The organism is Pedobacter sp. UYP1 (assembly GCF_040547305.1).
GTDB lineage: Bacteria > Bacteroidota > Bacteroidia > Sphingobacteriales > Sphingobacteriaceae > Pedobacter.
In genome coordinates, this window is record NZ_JBEPPL010000002.1 from 615,648 (window position 1) to 637,869 (window position 22,222).

Here is a 22,222-nt window from a genome sequence, read left to right on the forward strand (position 1 = left end):
GGCCGGTTTTTTTATCAGATGTTATTTTAAATACAATTTATTTCACCTCGTTATAGCTGATATTTAGTTTCTCCAGTTCAGCCGCCGCAACAGCCCCTTTTTCTATATAGATGTTAAAGACCGCTTTATTTCTGAAGTCTTCTTCTCCGGGATAGTTAGGCACATTATCCCACTGTTCAGCTACATCATTCAATAAACCCAGTAAATTTGTTTTTCTGGCCGGGTTCTTTTCCTCACATAAGAAAAAGGAATAATTACGGACTACAATAGCAAACCGGGTTTCTTTCAGCCAGCTTAAATCATTCAGTAATTCTTCCAGTGAATCCAGGCTGCTGCTATAATAATCAGGAAAGTCAAGCTGTCTGGCTAATTCGTGAATAAATTCATCTACAGTAACAATTTCACGTCCATTAATATTGACGATACGTGCATTGTCTTTAATCAAGTCCTTTTCTTTTCCAGCTTCAAAGAGGCAAAATCCGTTCATGTCTTTAAAATTTTGTAAATGTTTTATAATGATCTCCAGTATAATACCGGGTAGCATCTGCTCCAATTATAATTCGTTCAACCCCTCTGTTCTGTCCTTTGACTTTGGGATTCACATCATACTCTTTATAAGCTACTCCCTGCGGTAATAGCCCTTCCCGGTTCTTAAAGACTGTTCCGCCAACATAACCCTGTGGAGCTTTGCTGTTTTTAGCTACATAAGCAGCAACGGTATAAGCCTTTTGCGGAACACCCGCTACCTTCACATTATCCTCAGTATCTGCGTCTGTTGAAGACGGACTATCAGCAGTTATTTTTTCCTGTTGGGTTGCAGCCTGGTCTGTTACAGCATGAGATCCTTTGCAGGAAAAAAGCAGGAGACAGCAGGTAATTAAAGCAAATATAATTCTCATAATTTAAACGGTCTCCTTAAATATCAGTGATTTATGTGATAAATTTATAAGATTCTGAAGATTTAATAAAATGATAATCCCAATAAAACATCTATAAAGTGATCCCTAATTTACATCAAACCAAAGTTTTGTGGTTAAAGCATCTGTTCCCTGGTGTGCTACCGCAGCTTTGTATCCATCAGGATTTAAAGACTGCTCGTTCCCCGGGTAGATAAACCTTACCGGTATCTTGCCGTTCAATGCACCTGCAACAGGCGGGGTAAGTACAGGGTAATCCAATCTTCTCCATTCTGCGAAAGCTTCTAAACCCTGACCAAACAAGGCGATCCACTTCTGGTTTCCAATTGATTTTTTATAATTTGAGGCATCATATTGAACATCTGCTCTTGCTTTATAAGTCGCAATATCAGTCGTAGAGATACCATACTGCAATAAAGAAGCCTCTACTGCCTGATTATAAAGTGCAGCTGCATTCTCTCCTGTAAATCCTCTGGCAGCAGCTTCTGCACGGTCAAATAATATTTCTGCATAACTGATGATTACAGCAGGGGCAGTAGGCGCAATAAAATAAGCACCCGGTTTTGAAGTACTTGTTAAACCAAGCGCGGCAGCGTCACCAGTAAGCAAGCCATTAGGTACACCAGTATAAAGTTGTGTCTTTACTGCTTTGCTTGCATATACAGGCAGGCGAGGGTCGTTTAAAGCAGTTAACTGGTCCACTATGGTCTTACTGACTCTATAGTCATCACGCGTGTCAAAAAGGTTGCTGATTGGATTTTGATTTGGAGATGTCTTATAGTTCAATTGTGCATTTTCAGCATTGGAACTGATATAAGTTCCACCTTCTGTCTGTATATCTGCAATAACCTGTTTAGCTAATGCTGGTTCGCGGTCAGCAATACGCAAAGCAATTCTTAAACGCAGAGAGTTGGCGAATTTTTTCCAGTTAGCAATCGAATTCGCATAAATAACATCGCCCAAAATTGCTTTTCCAGCAGGATCTAAACTTGCTTGTGCAGCTTTCAAATCGCTTAATATACCCAGATATACGTCTCTTTGTGCATCATATTTTGGTGTCAGGAATTCAGTGATATCACCAGCTTGTGAATAAGGAACATCGCCATAAGCATCAGTTTCCAAAGCGAATATCCATGATCTCAATACAAGACCAACACCTTTGTAGTTGGTATTCCCTTGCGCATCTGCCAGTTTAATCAGCTGGTTCAGGTTCACAATTCCCTGGCGGTAACCAGTTGTCCATAACTCCTGAAAAGCTGTATTACTGAAAATATACCTGTCCGGATCTGTGTACTGAATTTTAGCCCAATGTTGTACAAACAACAAACTTGAATTCATATTATTGGTAGTGCCCCAATAAGTGTCAGCTGTGTTTTTAATTGCAGCCGTTAACAGGAATTCAGGTTGTGCGTTCTTTGAGGCATTAGGGTCTACATTGGTGTCTGTCAGATCTTTCTTGCAAGAAGCCGCGGTGATCAATAATAAACCGGATAGTAAAAGGGGTATATATTTTGTCTTCATGGGAATTAGAATTTGAAATTAAGATTGAAACCGATAGTACGTACAGTTGGCAGTCCAAGATCTTCAAGACCTTGTCCATTACCTGTGTTGAACGCAGACTCAGGATCTATGTTAGGTACATTTTTATGCAGGATAAATAAGTTTCTGCCAACTGCCGAGATCGTTGCGCTTTGCAAGCCAATAGATTTAATCCATTGATCAGGTAAAGTATAGCCTAATTTGATTTCTCTCAGTTTGATATAAGTTGCACTGTAAACAGATGCTTCATCAATATTATTCAACGATTTATAGTATTGACTGGCAGAGATGATCGTATTGTTTTGTGAGCCATCTGCTAAAGAGCCTTTGAAAATCATACCATCGTCATAGATTGTTGCACCTGCAGGAGCTCCAGCACCAGGAGTAATTTGTACGGCTTTACCAGCAGCATTCTTGTAATAAGTCAGTCCGCCATTTTCAGCACCACGACCTGGAAGGGTAGAAGCTAATACCCCTGTATAAGTACCGGTCGCATTGGTTCCAGAGTAAATTTTGCCGCCAATATGTGCATCAACCAATACACTTAAGTTAATTCTTTTGTAAGTGAAACTATTGGTGATTCCGCCTAACCAGTCTGGCGTGTATTTTCCAAGCGTCCTTTTAGAAGGACTTGCTTGTGGTGTTCCGTCTGCGCCCACAATAATATCTCCGGCAGCATTTCTATCATATGCAGTTCCGAAAATTGTACCATAAGGTTGTCCAACAGCAGCCAGAATCTGAACTGATCCATCCGATCCCAGTTGGTAACTTTGTACACCTTGATAAAGATCTTTTACTTTACTGCGGTTCTTTGAATAATTCACAGTGATATCCCAGGTGAAGTCTTTCGTTTTAATAGGTGTTACCCCTAATTGCGCTTCAAGTCCTTTGTTGTTAATTGTACCTCCATTAACCAATTTCTTAAGGAAACCAGTAGTCGGGCTTACATCCAGACTTAAGATCTGGTTGATACTGTTAGTATTGTATACACTGAAATCAAGACGAACTCTGTTTTTGAACAAGCCAACTTCAAAACCTGCTTCCGTAGATTTGGTCGTTTCTGGTTTCAGATTCGGATTCAAGTCTGTATCGCTTAGATTTTGTTGCGGATTACTATCAAATGGAGCAGTGAAAGAATAATTATTAATCAATTGATAAGGGGAAGCATCTTTACCAACCTGAGACCATCCGCCACGAAGCTTGGCAAAGTTCAGCACATCACTTTTGATGTCAAATGCTTCGGTAAGGATTAAACTTGCATTGACCGAAGGATAGAAATAAGAACGGTTTTGAGCAGGCAGCGTCGAGGACCAGTCATTTCTGGCTGTAAGATTCAAATACGCATAATTTCTAAAACCAAGTTGAGCAGAACCAAATGTACTGTATACCCTTTGTTTGCTGTAAATATTGGAAGAGATCAACGGATCGCGTGAATTACTCAGCGTGTAAAGATTATTAACAGCCAATTTAGGAGCTTTCTGATCATTGCTCTCAAAAGTAGTCGTTCTGATATTCCCACCTAATAAGAGATCAAGGTTGAAATCAGCATTTAACTTTTTAGTGAAATCCAGTCTTCCTTCCGTATTGTTCTCATTGAAAGTATAAGCATCTTCTTCATACGAACCAAAAGGTGTACCATTTGTTCCATAAGCGATTTTTATCTTTCTGCGGTCATTGTAGTAATCATTACCCGTTCTGAAGTTCGCTGATAAACCATCTATTATTTTGTAGTTCAATTCTGCACTTCCAATCAACCGGTTACGAACCTGACCCACTGTGTTTTCGTAGGCAACAAAATATGGGTTACTATAATAGCTATTGTTCCAGTTGATATCTTTTCCATTCGCATCTTTATAGGTTTTTAATTGGTCTACATCAACCTGACGGCCAAACCAGGTAAACTGCAACATAGTGCTGCTTGCTCTTTTTCCTCCTGAACCAGGTAAGTTTGCACTTGTGTTTACATAATTAGCTGAGGCATTGAAAGTCAGCTTTGGTGTTATTTTATAAGTTGTGTTCAGTAAGAATGAGTTTTTTGATTGAGAAGAGTTCGGAATCACACCTTTCTGATCCAGGTTGTTATAAGAGAAACGTAAGTCATATTTATCTCCTGAACCTGAAATCGCAAGTCCATTATTCAAAGTATAACCCGTATTAAAGAAGTCACGTACATTATTTGGATGTGCGACAAAAGGAACAGCTACTCCGTTAGAATTAAATTGAGGGATTAAACGGCCGTCTAATCTTGGGCCCCAGCTTTCATCTACTCCATCATTCAGCCCCCCACCTTTACCATCTACATAGCTGAATTGGCCATTAGCACCTTGTCCGAATGAATTCTGATAAGATGGAATAGTTAACAAAGTAGAGAAGGTTGCATTGGAGTTCACGCTGATTCCTAAGCCAGGAGAGTTTTTACCTTTCTTAGTGGTAATCAGTACCACACCTGCCGCAGCACGGGAACCGTAAAGCGCAGCGGCATTGGGGCCTTTCAAGACACTCATAGATTCAATATCCTCCGAATTGATGTCAGAAATCGTATTAGCAAAATCTCGTGAGCCGCCTGAACCTAAATTTTGTGAATTATCTACCGGTACTCCATCGATTACAAATAGTGGCTGATTATTTCCTGATATAGAAGTCTCCCCACGGATAATGATCCTGGAAGAACCCATATCTCCCTGGCTATTGGTGATCTGTACACCTGCTACCTTACCAGATATGGAATTCAGCAGATTGGTCTCTTTCGCTTCAGAGATATCTTTTGATTTTAACTCCTGTACTGAATAACCTAATGATTTTTTCTCTTTAGGAATGTTCAAAGCTGTAACCACAACTTCACTCAGTTCATTAGAAGATTCATCTAATTGTATAGCTATCGTACTTGCTGAAGTTACTTTGAGTTCTTGAGTCGCATAGCCAATGGATACAATTTTTAAAATATCATTTGGTTTGGCGATGATAGAGAATTTACCATTTCCATCAGTTTGTGTACCAGCATTTGTTCCTTTAACAGAAACGCTTACGCCAGGAACGGGTTGCCCGTTAGATTTCTCGGTGACCACCCCGGTAATTTTAGCGGTTTGTGCCGCAGCAGTCTGTACGATGATAAAGGATAGCAGGATCCCAAATAAGTATTTGTAAGTTTTATACATATTAATGGTCTAGTTATATAATTGGTGTGTTTAATTCAATTTATTACGCATAACGTTCTTTGAACAGCTCTATTTATCAGGAATATTAAGGGAAGAGATGACAGCGACCAATTTACTTTATAGGTATATCTGTCACTTATCTTTTCCGCTTAAAGTGGATAGGAGTTAGCACCTTTTACAATTTGGGTGTATAGGTTGCTAAGACTTCATAGGGCCTTTCCCTCGGTCTTTCTTGATAAGTAGAAATCAATGAACAGCTAATTGTCGGGCAAATATATAAATAAACTACTAAATCTATAGTATATATTTCATTAGTAGGATATTCTGAGATTTGGCAGACAATTCGTCTATTATTTTGTTCAGATTGGAGGCATAAAAAAGGCCATTTCTCTGTTTTAGAGAATGGCCTTTGGATTGACTTAAGAAATTGGCTTAACGTATAGCATGCGCTATAGCTAGCTGATCGCCGAAGCGATTATATTCTCCTGATAACCAGATTCCAGATTTGCGTTCAATCCCAGCGCAACATTTTCTGCACAAGGGAAGATCAGCAGCGGTAAATTGGTATTTGCCGCCATCTTTTGCGTATTGCTTAAATTGAAAAGCTGCTCCAGAAAAGTTTTATGGCGATGTACCATTACAAAAACATTACAAGTCACGTTTTCTGCAAGCCATTTTAAGCCTGCTTTAACAGGAGCATGTTCTACTGCGCGGTAATAGATTTTAGGATAATTTATTTTATTAGCTACATCTTCCAGAAAGCCAGTGACTAATTTTTTAGTATCAGCTTCTGGCATCTCCGGATGTTGTATATGCGCCAGCGTAATCTCTGCATGAGATGGTTTTGCAAATTCGGTAAGCGCCTGAATAATATCCAGATCACTATCATCCATATCTGTTGCAAAAACAAATTTATCCAGCTTCTTAAAACTTTGGTTTTCTGGTACAATCAGCACAGGCAGGGGCACAGCGCCTATAATTTCCCGCATATGATTACCCATAATTAAGGAGCCCAGCCCCTTCCGGTGGGTGCCCATCACCAATAGCATCAGATCTCTGTTTGCTGATAGTTTGTTGATGTACCGGTATAAAGGTCCTTCCTGACACTTGTAATCAATAACGGGCCTGAAAGCATTAATCGGTAAAGTGGAGAGTTCTTCTTCTAGTCTTATGCCCAGCGCACGTAATTGTTCTTCACTATCCTTTTGTAAAATATTGTAATCTTCCATTGACCAGTAAACCTGCCCTCCTAAAGGTTCGGCCATTGGTACTAAAAAGGAATTATAAAGTGTAAGATTTGCATGAAGATGTTGTGCAAGGCGTAAAGCATAGCGTGCGGCATTTTCTGCATTGGCGGAAAAATCGGTCAGTACGGTTATCGTGTTCATAGCAAAGGATGTTTATTTTACCAGAGTAAAAGTGGTGATAAACAGGCTGTTTAGCTGTGACGCCCGTCATATTATCTAATGACATTCGTCATCAGGATCAAAAAAATTCACCTGAATATTTTGAATTATAAAAATACTTACTACATTTACGTAATCAGTTACGTAAATAGGTATATACAATGGAGTTTTTCAATCAGGTAGGTAAAAAGGCAATAGGAAGCAGGTTGCGGATGTTGACAGAGAAGATTACAGAAGATGCAGCTCAGATTTATCAATTTTATGATATCGATATCCAGCCAAAGTGGTTTCCGGTTTTCTATGTGCTTTCACAGGGAGAAGCAATGACCATTACTGCGATCGCTAAAGAAATTGGTCATTCTCATCCTTCGGTGAGTAAGATTATCGGAGAGATGGCAAAAAAAGGTTTAGTTGATGAGAAAAAAGACGAAGCCGATGGCAGGAAAAATATGGTCAGTCTTTCTCCAGAAGGAGATAAAATCAATGTAAAAATACAAGGTCTGTACGTTGATCTGGATAAAGCAGTAGAAGATATTGCGGCACAATGCAGAAATGATTTATGGAAAGCTATGGAAGAATGGGAGTTTTTACTAGCACAAAAAACAATTTCACGTCGTATGCAGGAAATTAAAAAAGAGCGCGAAAGTAAAGAAGTGACTATCGTGAATTACACACCAGAATATCAGCAGGCATTCAGAGCCTTAAATGAGCAATGGATTTCCACCTGGTTTAAAATGGAGCAGGCAGACTATAACGCACTTGATGACCCTCAGGGTTATATTCTGGATAAGGGAGGTTATATATTAGTTGCGCTTTACGAAGGTGAGCCTGCAGGCGTATGCGCGCTGATCAAAATGAATGATCCGGATTATGATTATGAGCTGGCTAAAATGGCTGTGTCACCGGCTGTACAGGGGAAAAGTATTGGCTGGTTATTGGGAAGTGCGATCGCTCAGAAGGCAAAAGAATTGGGCGCTCAGAAAATATACCTGGAAAGTAATACCGTTCTTAAACCAGCTATCAATTTATATCATAAATTAGGTTTTGTGAAAGTAGCTGGCCGGATTACTCCATACGAACGTTGTAATATACAAATGGAACTGGTGTTAAGTTAGATTTTCTGTTGTGCTTTAATAGCCAGATAACGGTTCACGACATTGACCGTTAAATTTTCTGGTGAAGTCAGGATACTGAGAATGCCATGTTTTGCCAATTCTTTGACCATGAGCCGCTTTTCGTAGACAAACTTCTCTGCGATGGTTTTAATGTAGATTCCTTCCACATCGCGGGCGGGTAAGTCATGCATGGATTTGACAGCTGTATTTTCAAAAAAGACGATCATCAGTAAATGAAATTTAGCGATATGTTTTAAAAAAGGAAGCTGTCTGTGTAGAGCAGACATGCTTTCATAATTTGTGAAAAACAGAATCAGGCTCCGCTGCTTAATGACACTGCGGATAGCCAGGTGCAGCGCTTCAATATTGCTTTCCAGGTATTGGGTCTTTTCCTTATACAAAACTTCCATTATTTTGCCCAGCTGTCCAGGTCTGCGGTCTGCAGGCACTATACTCCCTACCTTTTCCGAAAGTGTGATCAACCCTGCTTTATCATCTTTCAATAAGGCCACATTAGACAGCACTAAACTTGCATTAATTGCGTAATCCATTAAACTCAATCCATCAAAAGGCATTTTCATCACTCTCGACTTGTCAATGATACAGTAAATATGCTGTGCTTTTTCCTCTACAAAAGAATTTACCATCAGTTCACCTTTTCTGGCAGTTGCTTTCCAGTTTACCGTGCGGTAATCATCACCCTGAACATAATTTTTTACCTGGTCGAATTCCATACTATGTCCAACACGTCTTATTTTCTTAATTCCAATCTCAGTCAGCCTGTTTGAGATCGCCATCAGTTCATATTTGCGCAACTGCAAAAATGAAGGGTAAACGGGAATAGCATAAGTAGTTCCGAAATTAAATCTGCGGGAAACCAGGCCTAATGGTGACTTTACATACAAGCGGGTTTGCCCAAATACATATTCGCCTCTTTTGACTGGCCTTAAGGTATAAGTGATTGTTTTATGTTCCCCGGGTTTTAACCTGCTTTTGAACCATAAATCTCTTTTTTGAAATTGAAAAGGAATCTCATCTATAATCCCAATTGCAATAGGGAAGTTGAAAAAACTCTCTACATAAATATGAAGCTCATTGTCATCTCCATTACTTAGTCTTTCGGGAAGATCACGGCGTGAAAACACGCCCTTACCTCTAAATAATAAAACCAGGTCAATAAAGACCAGCAGCAGTAATGCCCAGAAGCAGATATAAGGCAAGTCACCTAACCATGGCAAAAAAAAAGCAAACAGGAATAAGCTAATACATAAGCCTAAACCGGCAAACAATCTTTTACCCAGAAAAAGGTCTTTATAATATTTGATGAATAAGTGTTTCAATCTTTTGCAGTTTACCTTGGGATCTCTATTTTTTGAATAATCTGAGCAACGATATCACTGGGTGTCAAGCCCTCCATTTCTTTATCAGGACTGAGCATGATGCGGTGCGCGAGTACAGGAACTGCTACTTTAATGATATCTTCAGGAGTCACAAAGTCACGGCCCTGCATTGCAGCTATGGCTTTTGCTCCATTAATCAATGCTAAAGAAGCACGCGGCGAAGCCCCCAGGTACAGCGACTTATTATTCCTGGTTTCGTGGACAATCTTTGCCGCATAGTCAATTAATTCAGGCTCTACATGTAAGGCTTTAACCAGTGCGCGGCAAGTCTTGATCTGATCTATACTTAAAACGGCTTTAACTTCTTTCAGGTCATCCTCCAGCCTATGCTGATGTTGTCTGGACAAGATGATGATCTCTTCTTCAAGCGTAGGATATTTAATCTCTATCTTAAATAAAAACCGGTCTAACTGTGCTTCCGGCAGTCTGTATGTCCCCTCATGTTCCACTGGATTTTGTGTAGCCAGTACCATAAAAGGTTCATCCATCTGATAAGTCTGGCCATCTACAGTGATCTGCCGCTCTTCCATCACCTCAAACAGCGCAGATTGTGTTTTTGCGGGAGCACGGTTAATTTCGTCAATCAGAATGATGTTTCCGAAAACCGGCCCCTTTCTATACTCAAAAGATGCTGTTCTCGGGTCGAAAACAGAAGTTCCCAAAACATCTGAAGGCATCAGATCGGGTGTAAACTGAATTCTTGAAAAGACAGCATCAATGCTTTTTGCTATGAGTTTGGCACTAAGTGTTTTAGCGACTCCCGGAACGCCCTCCAGCAAAAGGTGCCCATCGGCCAGGATACCGGCAATCAGGAAATCGATCGTATCTTTTTGACCCACAATGAGCTGTCCAATTGATTCTCTGATCTGTTCAACTGCCGAATTAAGCTGTGTAAGGTCGGTTCTTTGATTAGCTGTTTCCGCTTCCATTATTATTTCGCTTGATTATAAAATTTCTCTATTAATTTATTCAGTTCAATCAGCAGGCCGTCGGTAACTTTACTCCCATGATGAACGGTATTGATAACTGTAAATAACTGTCTGGTCGTTTCTTCTTGTGCACCAGATATCAGTACTAAAGAGGAAACGAACTCTTCGTCTGTTTTTAAAGTTTTAAGCCGGTATGTTAACCGGATATATTCTAAAAAATAATTGATCTTCTTTTGTGCGATGTCACTATTGTCACGCTGCTGATAATATACTTTTCCAACAACCGTCACAAACTCAGCAGAGGAATTTTTTAAAGGTAATAAAACAGGGATAATCCGTTGTCTGCGTTTCATCTCAAATAAGACAAAGGCCAACAGGCCGGCCAGTGCCAGACAATAAGCCCAGCGTAGCTGATCATGTTTGAAAAAGACCCTTAAGATAGATCCGCTTTCTTCCGTACCTCTGGTGCTGTTTTCATCCCAGAGCAGTGTTTTAGCAGGTTGCAGATAAGAGAGTGCTTTGGAAGCATAGGCTGCACCCGCAGGATTTAATAAGCTATAATTAGTTAATAACTGTGGATCAGGTAATACATAGAGTGCTCCCTTGCCAAAAGTATATTTTACAAAATTCACATCCCCATTGTTGTTTTTTCCCAAAACTGTACAGCGGGAAGTATCAACAGTGATAAAAAACTGATCCCCTAATCCTTTGTCAAAAACATAACCATTTTTTGCTTTCAGTGCAGGGTTCACGAAGTTGATAGAATAGGGCTTTATCCGGGTAGAAAAATTTGTGCTTGTTTCCAGTTTAAGGGTGTCGCTCAATACTTTTCCGAGATTAAAAGCCGCAATGAATACCTGATTTCCTGCGTTCATAAATTTCACCAGCTCCTGATAATCGAGCTTATCAAATTTAAGACTCCCTGCTATGAAAAGATAATTTGTCTTTTGATAATGCTGATCCTTCAAAGTATTGTATACAGGTAGCCGGCTTGTTTTAAGCTGGACTCCCGGGAAAATAGTTTCCTTTTCCTGATTTAAAATATAAAGTCCATAAGGAATCTTATCTTCTTTGAGATAGGTAGGGCTCCAATCGGTTGGTTTTGGTTTATAATACTGTGCAACCAGGTATAAAATTAATACCATGGCACTACCAATAAGATATAATCTCATCTCTTTCATCAGAGCGCGGTATTAAACTGGTCATAACTATTTCGTACTTGCTTAAAATTCTCCTGATCAATGAAGAATTCACCATACCAGATATACTCAAACTGCGTAGTCAGCAAGCTGAACTGTTCTCTTTGCTGTGAATCAGCAATTTCTCTGATATAAGTCTGATTGGTCTTTTCCGGCTGCCAGTTAATAAGGTTCCGGCTATCCAGCTTTTTCAGCGAAAGCAAATACATCAATCTTACCGCAAGCCTGTAATTGGCACTTTGAATTGCCTGATCTATTTCCGTGTTAAAATCTATCTCATGGATATTATCTGTGGACTCTGTATAAGGAATAACTACCGCTTTCGATTTTCCCATAAAGAGTTTAAAATCGACGCCAGTAAATTTAATGACCACAAAGACAATGAATACAATGAAAGCTGAGATGATCAGATACCTGAAAAAATTTCCGGAATAATTGATTCTTGCAACTCCGGTAAGCTTTCTCCAGAACCATGACCAGAACTGATTCCATAAGCTGTTATCAACCGTTGGTGTCTGATCATATTTAAAAACTGTTTGCTGGCTATACGACTTTAGTTTTTGCGCATCAAAATTTCTGAGTTGTATTTGACTACTATCACTCCGGAGCAATTTGACTTTTGCCGGAACAGTTTGATTAGTTTTCACCAGAACAACCTGATCTTTCCGGATAAGCGGAGCCGCCCCGGGAGCTTTAGCGCTCCGGACGGGCTGAGCCGCCTGAACAGAAAAAGACTGTACAATGAATAACAGCAAAAGAAAAGAAACCAGGTATTTCGGCATTTTAATATTCTTCTTGGTTAGGGAAGGGGTTTTGTTCTTGTCCCATTTTTTGAATACGGTCCATCAAGCCAGTACTGTTCTGGCGTTCAGAAAGATTAAAATAACAAAGAGAGAGACCAATAATCGGAATGATCATAAAAACCTGGCAGAGATACTGAACGACTGTAGAAATAATAATTACACTCGTACCTAATCCTTTTGGCCCATTAGTCATTGCACTAACCATAGTTAAAATGATTGCTGGTAAAGAAGCAAAAGAGGAACTTGCATAAGTAATGATCCAAAGCACAAATAACGTTGCTGCGGTATTCCACCATTGTTCTCTCAATAACTTGAAGGCATGGCTGAATGAATAGCCCAGACTTGCATTCTCAAAAATCATGATTGGAATCATCAGTGATATAATCGGGAATAAATAGAAACCAGGAACCACACATAAGCAAAACCCGGCTATCAACAGTAAACCAAGCAAAAAGTTACTGCCAAATACCCGAAGAAAATAATACTTGAAATAACCCCAGACCTCTTCTACTGTAGGAGCGACATTTCCTTTCTCTATGTATAAAGCAATGAAGCTGAAGATAGAAACATTTAAAGCTGTATAGCCAAACATTCCGATCAGCACGACAAAAAAGTAAGTGACAGAGAGCAGGCCGGTTAATCTGGCATACGTGCTTACCGAACCAAAATTTCTGATTGCACGCTGCATGCCCATCTGCTGGAGAATTGCTGCAATCATTCCAGCTATAATAAACACCCCGCAAAAATAGACGAACACTTTTAACAAGGGTTTGAAATTCTCTTTGAAGAACCGGATGGTATCGTTAATAATCTCTCCGAATTCACGGAGCTTTTTGAATTCTACTTTTTCAGACATTTTTGTGGGCGTAATTACGTTTGGAGAGGATTAATGGATATAGAATGACGTACCAGATAATAAAAATAAGCGACAAGGCCAAAATACCAGTACTGAGCCATACCGGCATTTCCGTGTGCCGTGTAATAAAACCTTCAAAAAAGGCAGCCACCAACAGGATCGGGACAATGCCCAATGCGATCTTGGTTCCATCTTTAGCACTTTGTTTAAAAGCTTGAAAGCGTGTATATGTTTTTGGAAAAAGCAAGCCATGTCCAAGTACCAGTCCTGCAGCTCCTGCAATAATGATGGCCGAAATTTCCAGAGTTCCATGAATCCAGATGACCAGGATAGATTCTATACCCAGACCTCTGCTAAAGAAATAATATTCAAAAGAACCCAGCATGACCCCGTTTTGCAACAGGTAGAAAATCGGGCCGATGGATAAAAATATACCACTTACAAACATCAACAGAGATACATAAATATTATTTGCTGCGATAGAAAAGAACATCGGGAATTCGGAAGTCTGTTTGTATACCCCAAAAGGATCACCTTTAGTAATGTTCTCATTGGTCATGTTAACATAACTGTCACCCAGGATCAGTCTGATGAACTGATCATCATATTTTGCAGAGAGCACCCCTATAGCAGCTGAAATTGCAAAAAAAAAGAAGGCATATAACAACTGCATCCGGTAAGTATAGAAAAGTACAGGCAGTTCATATTTCCAGAAATCAACAAACCTGTTTTTGTCTTCTTTCTTATTCTTGTAAATGGATTGATGCAGTGTTGAAGCTAACCCATTCAGGTAACTGGTCGTTTTAGATTTAGGGTAAAAGGTCCTCGCATAAGAAAGATCATTGGTGATCTCTATAAAACGGTCCGCGATTTCATCCGGATGAGTAGCAGGTGAATGCTCATAGGCCCTCCATTTTTCGGAATTCTGTTTAACGAACAAGGCCTCCCTCATAGCGAATCTAATTTTCGGTTAAAATACTGACAAAAAGTGATTTTGCAATAATTAATTAAATATCAATATTATATTTGTTTTTTATGGAAACAATAAAGGTGAACACTACTCAGCATGTGGATATTGACTATCCTGTAGCTGGTTTAGGCGAACGTATAGCGGCAAGAATGATAGATTTTGGTATGCTGATCGCAGTACTTTTATTGATTGTCTTTTTTATTGGCGTTATTTCTATTCCCAAGTGGAATGTGGTATTTATCGGGTTGTTTGTTCTTTATGGTATCGTCTTTGTGTTTTACCATCTGATCTTTGAGATCTTCTTCAATGGCCAGAGTCCCGGAAAAAAATTAATGAAAATTAAAGTCATCAACCTGGATGGCGGACAGGCTGGTATAGGCCAGTACTTTATTCGCTGGCTATTCAGATTGGTCGATTTTTGGCTCACCGGACAAATAGGGGGCTTACTTTGTGTAACCTTATCTGAACATAAACAAAGGATCGGAGACCTGGTTGCAGGAACTACAGTAATCAAAACTGTTGGACGCACCACACTCGATCAAATTGCCTTCGTGCCTGAAGCAGAGGAATATATACCTGTTTTTACCAATGTTCATCTGCTCAATGATCAGGAAGTTGAGCTGGTCCATGAAGTGCTGACTACTTATTATAAGACCGCACATTACGAACTGGTTTATGCAATGGCCGATAAAATCAAGGCACGTCTGGGAGTGAGTTTACCTGCAGGGATGCATGAACTGGATTTCTTAAATACAATTATCAAAGATTATAATCATGTAACTTCTGTTGCGCAGTAAAACTAGCGCACAATAAATCTGTTTCATGAAAAAACCGGCCGGATCACTGTCCAGCCGGTTTTTTATTGGATTTTTTACTTCTTTCCGATATTAAAACGAAGGTTAATCTCAAAATCCCCACCTGTGTAACCTTTCAAGGCAGAAGTTGCTGTATTGTAATAGGCCATAATGTATAAGCTTTTCAGGTAATTGATACCAAAGCCTACCGTTGCATTTTCAGTACTGTGGTACATGCCCATTACAGTTAACTTATCGTCAGCGAAATTGGCATTTAACCCTGCATCCCATAAGTTTTTATAGTTCTTTATTCCTCTGTATACTGCTTTAGGTTCCAGATTGACACCATCCATACCACTACCAAAAGCCATTTTATAACTAATGGCCGTATAGAAAGTCGGTTTATCAGCATAATTCGAGTCGTCCTTTCTCAGAACAGACCGCATGTTAGGTAAGGTTGCCTCTACATTAAGCCCGTTAGAAGTGTAAGAAGCACCAAAATCACCGTCCAGATAATATCCCCGGTCATTGAAGCGGGCTATAGCGGGATCATTACTATCACTATTTTGTATGCTGCCCCTGTCGAACCGCTCACGGCTGGTTCCGAATGAAACCCCGAAATTCAATTGCTGATCTTCACCATTGATCGGTAAATGATAAGCGAAAGTAGCCACTGCTTTGGTGATTTGTATCCCTCCGGCTTTTTCATTGTATACATTAACACCCAAGCCAACTTTGTCTAATTGCTGGTCTAAAGTAATACCCTGGGTTAAAGGCGCACCCGGAATATCAGACCATTGTTTGCGTAAACTGGCATTGATGTTCAGCCCGCTGTTAATCCCTGCCATGGATGGATTCGCGAAATATTTATTTTGGAAATACTGCGCATTAAGCGGCAATATCTGACCCTTGGCAGTGTTTAGAAATAGAACTGTCGTTCCGGCAAATAAGCAGATAGTTATACGGCTGATTTGCTTTATATATATAATTAATCTCATGTTTGTGGCGTAATTAGTCTCTTAAAATATTGATGTAACCTTTCAATGTCCCTAAACCAGGGCCGAGGTCCAGGATATAGTAATAGGTACCTTCCGTTAACGGACTACCGTTCACCGTACCATCCCAGTCATTTGCGTAAGACTTTTTAGTGTAAAATACGCGGCCCGCTTTATCAAATAATTTAAGCGTGTTGTTTGGATAATAGTCAATATTCTTAATCACGAATTTATCGTTGATACCATCACCATTCGGGGTAACTAAAGTTCCGGCTTCCAGTTTATAATCATCTATAACAGTGATATTGATAGCCTGATCTGCCGTACAACCACTAGCATTAGTGACCGTTACTTTATAGGTGCCGCTTTGTTTTGGTCTGATGGTTAAAGTTGCATTAAGCTGTCCACTTAAGATTTCACTGCCCGTCCAGCTATACCTTGTACCTCCGGTTGCTGTAAGTTGTAAAACATCTCCTTTAGAAATACTTTCTCCCTTGTTACTGCCAATTTGAATCAGTGGTAAATCATTGATTGTAACTACTGCATTTCCAGTTTGAGCCTGTGTTCCATATACATCCGAAACACTTAACAGCGCATAGGTAAAAACACCAGAATAGTTTGCCGGCGCTTCTAAAGTCGCAACAGCTGAACTGGTTGTAATCGTTTTACTGCTACCGTTCAAAGTATAATTAAATGTATAAGGAGCAATTCCGCTATTTCCTGTAAAAGTGATTATTGGCGCTTTACCATTGATACATACATTACCAGTACCAGAAATCTGAGCGGTTGGTAAAGTGTGCACAATGACTGTTGACGACATATTTTGTGTTTCGGCACTATTTGCATCTGCAATTTTGGTCAGCGTATAAATATAACTTCCTGCGATTGCAGTCGGAACAGGGATCGTCGCTGTATTTCCAGTGGTCGTCACTGTCAAATCCGCTCCACTATTGATATGGTAAGTAAATGTAAATGGCGCGGTACCCTTTGCTGCCGTGAAAATAACCATAGGGGATGGTGCGTTGACACTGGTATTGAGATCACCACTGATGTGACCTGACGGTCTTTCCAGGATTTTTAAAGCTGCTGGTGTATAATTGATCAGATAATTAGAATCTAAAGCAAGTGTACCTTGTTGGACCGCATAATTTCCTGGAGTTTCTCCCGGTTCTCTGGTCAGACTTCCGGTAAAAGCAACTGAATCCAATAAAGTTGAAGTTGTAGTATAAGTGAATACCGGATCTGCAGTACCAGTTAATTTTTGTTTAGGGTCTGCTTTAACAAGAATAGGTTTTGGAAGGATAGTCAGTACTTGCTGTGCGGTACCGGCGCTAAAGTAAGCATCACCTTTTTGATTCGCAGTCAGTATAACTTTGCCCGCATTGAGAATATGTATTTTTCCATCAGTGATTGTCGCTTTTTTAGCATCACTTGTTGTATAAGTTAGCTTCATAGCTGGATGATCACTGCTTGCACCAATCTCCAGATCAGGATCTCCATAAGTTGCACTTCTTTGGGGAGCAAAAGTGATGGTCTGTGCTTTTTTAACATAACTGTCATCACGGCTATACCAAATAGGAGAAGTAATGATTCTGCTGCCATCCGCCTCTACAATATCCGCATAATAATAACCCGTGGTCAAATTAGCTAAAGTATCATGCTTGAAACTTAAAGTTCCCGAACTGCTGCTGGTTACCTGAACAGGATTAATTCCACTGCCTGGTGTACCATAAAGTAATTTAATACTGGAAACAGGACTTGTAGTTGCGGTACTCACAGAGATTTCCGGTGCCCCTGCCCCTGTAAATACACTACCTACCTGCTCTTTATTCAATAAGAAAGTGACCTTTGCTGCTGAATCTTCGGAAGCATAAAAACGCATTTTCTTCATCGCGTCAAACAGATCATTTTCTGTTAACGCTGGCGCTAATACGACCAATCTGGCGCGTGTATGGCGCCCAAAGGTCATATTGTGGTTATCATGATCTATAGTTGCACCTAAGTGATATCCTCTGGAAAGCATCTTATTATAATAACCCAGGTAGCTCATCGAACTGGCCGGATCAGAATAAGTAAGGTTAGTTGAAAATGCAGGCCCGCTTTCTAAAGCCGCACCTACAATTGCACTGTCCGCACTCAGATCATAAGTAGCTGCGATATTATTGTAATCAGTTGTATTCGGGTGAGCCAGCGTTGCAATGGCATTCAGGCCATGCCGATTAACCACCTTAAATAATCCATTATTACCAGTATAGGTACTTTTAGGGACAAAGATCTGGTTCTCGCCAGCTTCCCATCCAATTAAGGAATCAATCCCATAAACAATAACGTGACCGCCACCGCTAATTACACCCCATTCCATCCCATGCAGCGCAAGGAAAGTAGAAGTGGTTGCGTTTTTTGCGGCTTCCATACCAGGCTTCCAATAAGCCAGCGACATGCCTGCTTGTGTATGGTTATGCTCAGATATCCCTAAGAAGTCCATTTTCATAGCATTCTTGGCAAATGCATAATCATCTTCAGGTTTTTTAGTTTTATCGTCCTTATTTCCATCAGAATAACTGCTATGACTGTGCAGGTTCCCATAATAGAAATTTAAATTGTCTGCATCTAAAATCCCTGTCTTTTGCAGACCAGTCAATGGAGCGGTTGTTAAATACAAAGGGCCACCACTGCAGCTGCTGTTCAAGGCAAAAATGTAGAAGTAGTAAGCTGTGTTTTGAGCCAGGCCACTTTTGATAAAGCTATTTCCAGTACCTCTTTTAATGACTGTACCACCGCCAAGCTGATCACCAACATTGTAAACGGTTTGATTGAGTGGATTAGCCGTCAAAGAACTGCTGGTACTCATCACGACCAGGTATTCATCCACTCCGTTTGCTGGTTGATAACTGCCCTGGATGAAATTATAATTGGAAGAAGTTACCGTAAAGTTCGCTGGCTGATTAACCGGCGTTGCACAGACTGATAAGGTTTGTGTTGTCTGATTTCCTGTCAGATAATTTGTGGTCAGGTATTTTGGCCCTCCTGTACAGGAAACATTGTTTGATGGAAAAATGAAATAATAGTATGGGGTTGAACTGGTTAAATTAATATCAGTTAAAGTCGTATTGATCAGACGGCCTGCAACCGTTCCGCCACCTAGTGCAGTGCCAGTATTATAAACAGTTCCATCTTGGGGCATTGCTGTTAAAGTGCTGCTTGTGCTGCGGATAATCAGGTATTCATTTGCATCCGTAGAAGCTGTGAATGATAAAGTTATACTGCTTGTATTAACCTTGCTGAAAGTTAAAGTTTTAGCAGGAACTGAAGGTGCAACACATGGAGACAAGTTCGGCGGGAAATGTACTCCTAAGCCGTTGAGATCATCATCGTCAATCGCATTCTGAACAGTGGCCAGAGGCAGTCTTGTCCAATCATCGGCTATAAAAGTCGGGCCAGGTGCAGTAACCGTGATATTTCTTACATAAGAAACGTCTTTTGCATTTACGCCCTGTCCAAAAGCATCTATAATATTGTTCGAAGCATCCAGTAAAGCTACCCCGTCATTTCCATTGAAATTAATAACGGAATTACTGGTTTGTGCTGCACTGGCTGCTGTTAAATAAGGGACTTCATTTCCGTTACCCGTATTTCCGATTAATACAGAACCCTGAGCCGGAATAATTACATTCAGCTCCATAGTCTGAGAGGGGGTGGGGGTGATATTAATTGTCCCGGCATCGCCGGAAATGTTATATAAAGCCAATTTTAATTGCGGAACAGCCGTATTTACAGGTGTATTGCTCAGGTTGGTTAATTCGATCCATTTGTTGACAGATGTACCTTCATAATATTGGCTGATGATAACCGGAGCGCTGACCAGTGGTGTTCCAATGGTTGTTGCAGTAAGTTTCGTAAATGTAGTTTGAAGATTAGGGGCAGGCGCTGCGTCTGCTGCGACTACGTAAATCTGATAAGCAGTAGAGGAACTTAACCCTGTCAGGCTTACCGAAGCTTCAGTAGCTGGCGTATTGGCAAAAGATCCGGCTTTAAAAGCAGGATTCCCACTTCCATCCAATCCGTTTTTAACCTGTACCGGTGTTAAAGGTGCAGTTCCTGTAGCAGGAATTAAAATATAATAGGTTGTTCCTGCTTCGTTAATATTACTGAGCAGCGTGATTGAATTGGCTGCGATATTGCTCAGCTTTGGGTAAGTTGCTGTATGAACAGGAGGCGTTAAATCGGCAGCACCTATTGTGGTGAAATGAAGTGTGGTGAAAGCCGTTTGAATGTTCGGTATTGCAGCTGCATCGGCCGATACCACAAAAAGATTATAAGCCGTAGCAGGGGTTAAACCATTTAGTGTAGTGACCGCATCTGAATTTGGTGTGTTGCTTAAAGAACCTGATTTAAACGCAGGGTTTCCGTTTCCATCTGTACCAGCCTTAATTTGTGTGGTGGTTGATGGGGCAGTTCCTGTAGCAGGAATTAAAACATAATAGGTTGTTCCTGTTTCATCGATGTTGCTCGACAGGTCAACAGAAGCCGAAGTAATCGCACTGGCTTTAGGAAAACCTGAAGCATTAACCGGAGGGGTAATATCAGCGCCCCCGCCCAAATCTGTAATTGTACCTCCAATTTTTAGTCCCTGGTTGGGATCAGGGGAGAAGAACCCCCATCCGCCTGTAGAAGTTTGTCCACTGGCAAAATAACGGAAAGTAACCACAGTTCCTGCAGCTACGTTTTGTAGTGCAGCAATGCCCGACAAATCGATAGTTGGATAAACTACAGGAGCTGCTCCTGTTTTGGTAATCATAGTCGGTGAACCAATCAGGGTAAATGTGCTGTTATCCAGACTATAGGCAAATTGATTGGATGCACCTGCATTTAAGAAATAACTTGCAGTACCCTGGTATGCCGCGTCGATTGTTGATAAAGACATCTTTTTGCCAGCGGCCGCCGTAAGGGTGAATTCAAAATAATTGGGGTTGGTTGTTGAAATACCTGTATTTCCGAATTTAACCGTTCGGAAAGAGTTAGCACCTGCACTGGCAACCGCTGTTGCAGAACGTGTCAATATCGGGGTAAAGGAAAGTCCGGGGTCAGCATTTGTTGCTGTAGCAGTGCTTAAAAGACCAGGTCCGGTAAAGTTCCAGCTCGCTAGCTGAGCAAACAGTTGCGCCGGGAGAAAAAGACCTGAAAACAGTAAGATTAAGAGTAGCTTTTTTTTCATAGGTAAAATTTTTGTTTAGCGGACAAAAATATACGGATTAAAAGGCTCTAATGTTAGCTTAGTATTAATTATTGTGTTTGTGGAAAACTAAATTTAATGATACATTCGCAGCTTATTTAAGCCAGCACCATGGACATCATTGTTAATTCCTATCCTCTTTTGATTGCTGATGTTATCAGTTTTTTATTGACTGTTTTTGTGTTGTGGCTGATTGTGAGATTGGTGCGCTGGGGAATTAAAAAGAATGCGGAGTAAAGGAATCAAGTCATCAACTTGTGGATCAGGGATTAGATTTCAAGTTTTGGGTTGATATCTTTTGAGTTCAAAGCAGCTGGTTACGATTCTTTAATAAGCTAATTACTTCCTGATTTTCCAGGCTTGCTACTTTGACGAAAGTTCTCTGATGCCTTTCGGTTTCCATTGATTGTTTCCTTGTGCCCCTTACAGAACTTTTGAAACAACCTGTACTCCAAACTGCTGCTTTAAAAATGAAATCGTCAAGGATTCCCTTTGAAAATTTACCCGTTAAACATCCCATAATAAATAAATGCCTTTCCACCAATGTAGGCTATTAGCGTTAAAGATTATCCTGATGCGTAAAAAATGTCCGTAATTGTCCGTAATTGTCCGTAATTGTCCGCGGCTGTCTGCAATTGTCCGCGGTTATCCGCAGTGTTGTCCGTGCGTTAGTTAAAGGGGAAATTATAATTCCATTAATCTTCATCCGGTTATGATCTGGTTGTGCCTGAGTGGTGGTCGGGGTGACAGCGGGTTGTAAACAGGCTTTAAGCATAGCAACTCTAAGTCATTTCAACTAGTTGTTTTGACCTGGACTTGCCATGCTCTCGCGTTACTTTAGCATTGCTCTTACCCTAACGAGTACTCGGACAGTACTCAGGCAGTACCCGGCCGGTATAGATCTGTTATTT

15 protein-coding genes and 1 riboswitch are annotated in these 22,222 nt (G+C 40.4%); of the genes, 2 read left to right on the forward strand and 13 right to left on the reverse strand.

The window, feature by feature from the left end:
- Positions 1 to 37: 37 nt before the first annotated feature.
- From ABIB30_RS06670 to ABIB30_RS06690, 5 genes are all read right to left on the reverse strand, one after another.
- On the reverse strand, positions 38 to 487 hold the full coding sequence (locus ABIB30_RS06670; protein ID WP_354300437.1) for a barstar family protein: 450 nt from the start codon (positions 485 to 487) through the stop codon (positions 38 to 40).
- Between the two features lie 4 nt (positions 488 to 491).
- Positions 492 to 899, reverse strand: a complete 408-nt coding sequence (locus tag ABIB30_RS06675) for a guanyl-specific ribonuclease (protein WP_354300439.1) — start codon at positions 897 to 899, stop codon at positions 492 to 494.
- A gap of 105 nt (positions 900 to 1,004) precedes the next feature.
- On the reverse strand, positions 1,005 to 2,438 hold the full coding sequence (locus tag ABIB30_RS06680) for a SusD/RagB family nutrient-binding outer membrane lipoprotein (protein WP_354300441.1): 1,434 nt from the start codon (positions 2,436 to 2,438) through the stop codon (positions 1,005 to 1,007).
- A 5-nt stretch (positions 2,439 to 2,443) separates the two neighbouring features.
- Positions 2,444 to 5,611, reverse strand: a complete 3,168-nt coding sequence (locus tag ABIB30_RS06685; RefSeq protein WP_354300443.1) for a SusC/RagA family TonB-linked outer membrane protein — start codon at positions 5,609 to 5,611, stop codon at positions 2,444 to 2,446.
- Between the two features lie 133 nt (positions 5,612 to 5,744).
- A riboswitch (SAM riboswitch) is annotated at positions 5,745 to 5,853 on the reverse strand.
- Between the two features lie 213 nt (positions 5,854 to 6,066).
- Positions 6,067 to 6,999 (reverse strand): universal stress protein, encoded by a 933-nt coding sequence (locus ABIB30_RS06690; protein WP_354300444.1) that lies wholly within the window; start codon positions 6,997 to 6,999, stop codon positions 6,067 to 6,069.
- Positions 7,000 to 7,178: 179 nt separating this feature from the next.
- Between ABIB30_RS06690 and ABIB30_RS06695 the strand changes: the two genes are divergently transcribed.
- A complete protein-coding gene (locus ABIB30_RS06695) occupies positions 7,179 to 8,132 on the forward strand; it encodes a bifunctional helix-turn-helix transcriptional regulator/GNAT family N-acetyltransferase (protein ID WP_354300446.1) in 954 nt (317 codons plus the stop codon).
- Here ABIB30_RS06695 and ABIB30_RS06700 read toward each other — a convergent pair.
- The 6 genes from ABIB30_RS06700 to ABIB30_RS06725 are packed head-to-tail and all read right to left on the reverse strand — an operon-like array spanning position 8,129 to position 14,271.
- Positions 8,129 to 9,472, reverse strand: coding sequence for a DUF58 domain-containing protein (locus ABIB30_RS06700; RefSeq protein ID WP_354300448.1), 1,344 nt, complete (start codon positions 9,470 to 9,472; stop codon positions 8,129 to 8,131). The two genes, ABIB30_RS06695 and ABIB30_RS06700, sit on opposite strands and share 4 nt — an antisense overlap.
- A gap of 11 nt (positions 9,473 to 9,483) precedes the next feature.
- On the reverse strand, positions 9,484 to 10,461 hold the full coding sequence (locus ABIB30_RS06705; protein ID WP_354300450.1) for an AAA family ATPase: 978 nt from the start codon (positions 10,459 to 10,461) through the stop codon (positions 9,484 to 9,486).
- Between the two features lie 2 nt (positions 10,462 to 10,463).
- Positions 10,464 to 11,642, reverse strand: a complete 1,179-nt coding sequence (locus tag ABIB30_RS06710) for a DUF4350 domain-containing protein (protein ID WP_354300452.1) — start codon at positions 11,640 to 11,642, stop codon at positions 10,464 to 10,466.
- Positions 11,642 to 12,442, reverse strand: a complete 801-nt coding sequence (locus ABIB30_RS06715; protein ID WP_354300454.1) for a DUF4129 domain-containing protein — start codon at positions 12,440 to 12,442, stop codon at positions 11,642 to 11,644. The genes ABIB30_RS06710 and ABIB30_RS06715 overlap by 1 nt, the downstream gene beginning before the upstream one ends.
- A 1-nt stretch (position 12,443) precedes the next feature.
- Positions 12,444 to 13,319: a hypothetical protein gene (locus tag ABIB30_RS06720; RefSeq protein ID WP_354300456.1), complete on the reverse strand. Its 876-nt coding sequence runs from the start codon at positions 13,317 to 13,319 to the stop codon at positions 12,444 to 12,446.
- On the reverse strand, positions 13,312 to 14,271 hold the full coding sequence (locus tag ABIB30_RS06725) for a stage II sporulation protein M (protein ID WP_354300458.1): 960 nt from the start codon (positions 14,269 to 14,271) through the stop codon (positions 13,312 to 13,314). Before ABIB30_RS06725 ends, ABIB30_RS06720 begins: the two co-directional genes overlap by 8 nt.
- Before the next feature lie 83 nt (positions 14,272 to 14,354).
- Between ABIB30_RS06725 and ABIB30_RS06730 the strand changes: the two genes are divergently transcribed.
- Positions 14,355 to 15,086: an RDD family protein gene (locus ABIB30_RS06730; protein ID WP_354300459.1), complete on the forward strand. Its 732-nt coding sequence runs from the start codon at positions 14,355 to 14,357 to the stop codon at positions 15,084 to 15,086.
- 74 nt (positions 15,087 to 15,160) lie between these two features.
- On the opposite strand, the gene ABIB30_RS06735 is transcribed toward ABIB30_RS06730, so the two are convergent.
- A complete protein-coding gene (locus ABIB30_RS06735; RefSeq protein WP_354300460.1) occupies positions 15,161 to 16,081 on the reverse strand; it encodes a PorP/SprF family type IX secretion system membrane protein in 921 nt (306 codons plus the stop codon).
- A 13-nt stretch (positions 16,082 to 16,094) separates the two neighbouring features.
- Positions 16,095 to 21,293: a CehA/McbA family metallohydrolase gene (locus tag ABIB30_RS06740; protein WP_354300462.1), complete on the reverse strand. Its 5,199-nt coding sequence runs from the start codon at positions 21,291 to 21,293 to the stop codon at positions 16,095 to 16,097.
- Between the last annotated feature and the right edge of the window lie 929 nt (positions 21,294 to 22,222).

Bases quoted from the DNA above. Each gene is read 5' to 3' on its own strand.
- ABIB30_RS06735 (WP_354300460.1), bottom strand. From the start codon at position 16,081: ATGAGATTAATTATATATATAAAGCAAATCAGCCGTATAACTATCTGC.
- ABIB30_RS06740 (WP_354300462.1), bottom strand. From the start codon at position 21,293: ATGAAAAAAAAGCTACTCTTAATCTTACTGTTTTCAGGTCTTTTTCTC.
- ABIB30_RS06675 (WP_354300439.1), bottom strand. From the start codon at position 899: ATGAGAATTATATTTGCTTTAATTACCTGCTGTCTCCTGCTTTTTTCC.
- ABIB30_RS06705 (WP_354300450.1), bottom strand. From the start codon at position 10,461: ATGGAAGCGGAAACAGCTAATCAAAGAACCGACCTTACACAGCTTAAT.
- ABIB30_RS06725 (WP_354300458.1), bottom strand. From the start codon at position 14,271: ATGAGGGAGGCCTTGTTCGTTAAACAGAATTCCGAAAAATGGAGGGCC.
- ABIB30_RS06720 (WP_354300456.1), bottom strand. From the start codon at position 13,319: ATGTCTGAAAAAGTAGAATTCAAAAAGCTCCGTGAATTCGGAGAGATT.
- ABIB30_RS06695 (WP_354300446.1), top strand. From the start codon at position 7,179: ATGGAGTTTTTCAATCAGGTAGGTAAAAAGGCAATAGGAAGCAGGTTG.
- ABIB30_RS06730 (WP_354300459.1), top strand. From the start codon at position 14,355: ATGGAAACAATAAAGGTGAACACTACTCAGCATGTGGATATTGACTAT.
- ABIB30_RS06715 (WP_354300454.1), bottom strand. From the start codon at position 12,442: ATGCCGAAATACCTGGTTTCTTTTCTTTTGCTGTTATTCATTGTACAG.
- ABIB30_RS06670 (WP_354300437.1), bottom strand. From the start codon at position 487: ATGAACGGATTTTGCCTCTTTGAAGCTGGAAAAGAAAAGGACTTGATT.
- ABIB30_RS06710 (WP_354300452.1), bottom strand. From the start codon at position 11,642: ATGAAAGAGATGAGATTATATCTTATTGGTAGTGCCATGGTATTAATT.
- ABIB30_RS06690 (WP_354300444.1), bottom strand. From the start codon at position 6,999: ATGAACACGATAACCGTACTGACCGATTTTTCCGCCAATGCAGAAAAT.
- ABIB30_RS06685 (WP_354300443.1), bottom strand. From the start codon at position 5,611: ATGTATAAAACTTACAAATACTTATTTGGGATCCTGCTATCCTTTATC.
- ABIB30_RS06680 (WP_354300441.1), bottom strand. From the start codon at position 2,438: ATGAAGACAAAATATATACCCCTTTTACTATCCGGTTTATTATTGATC.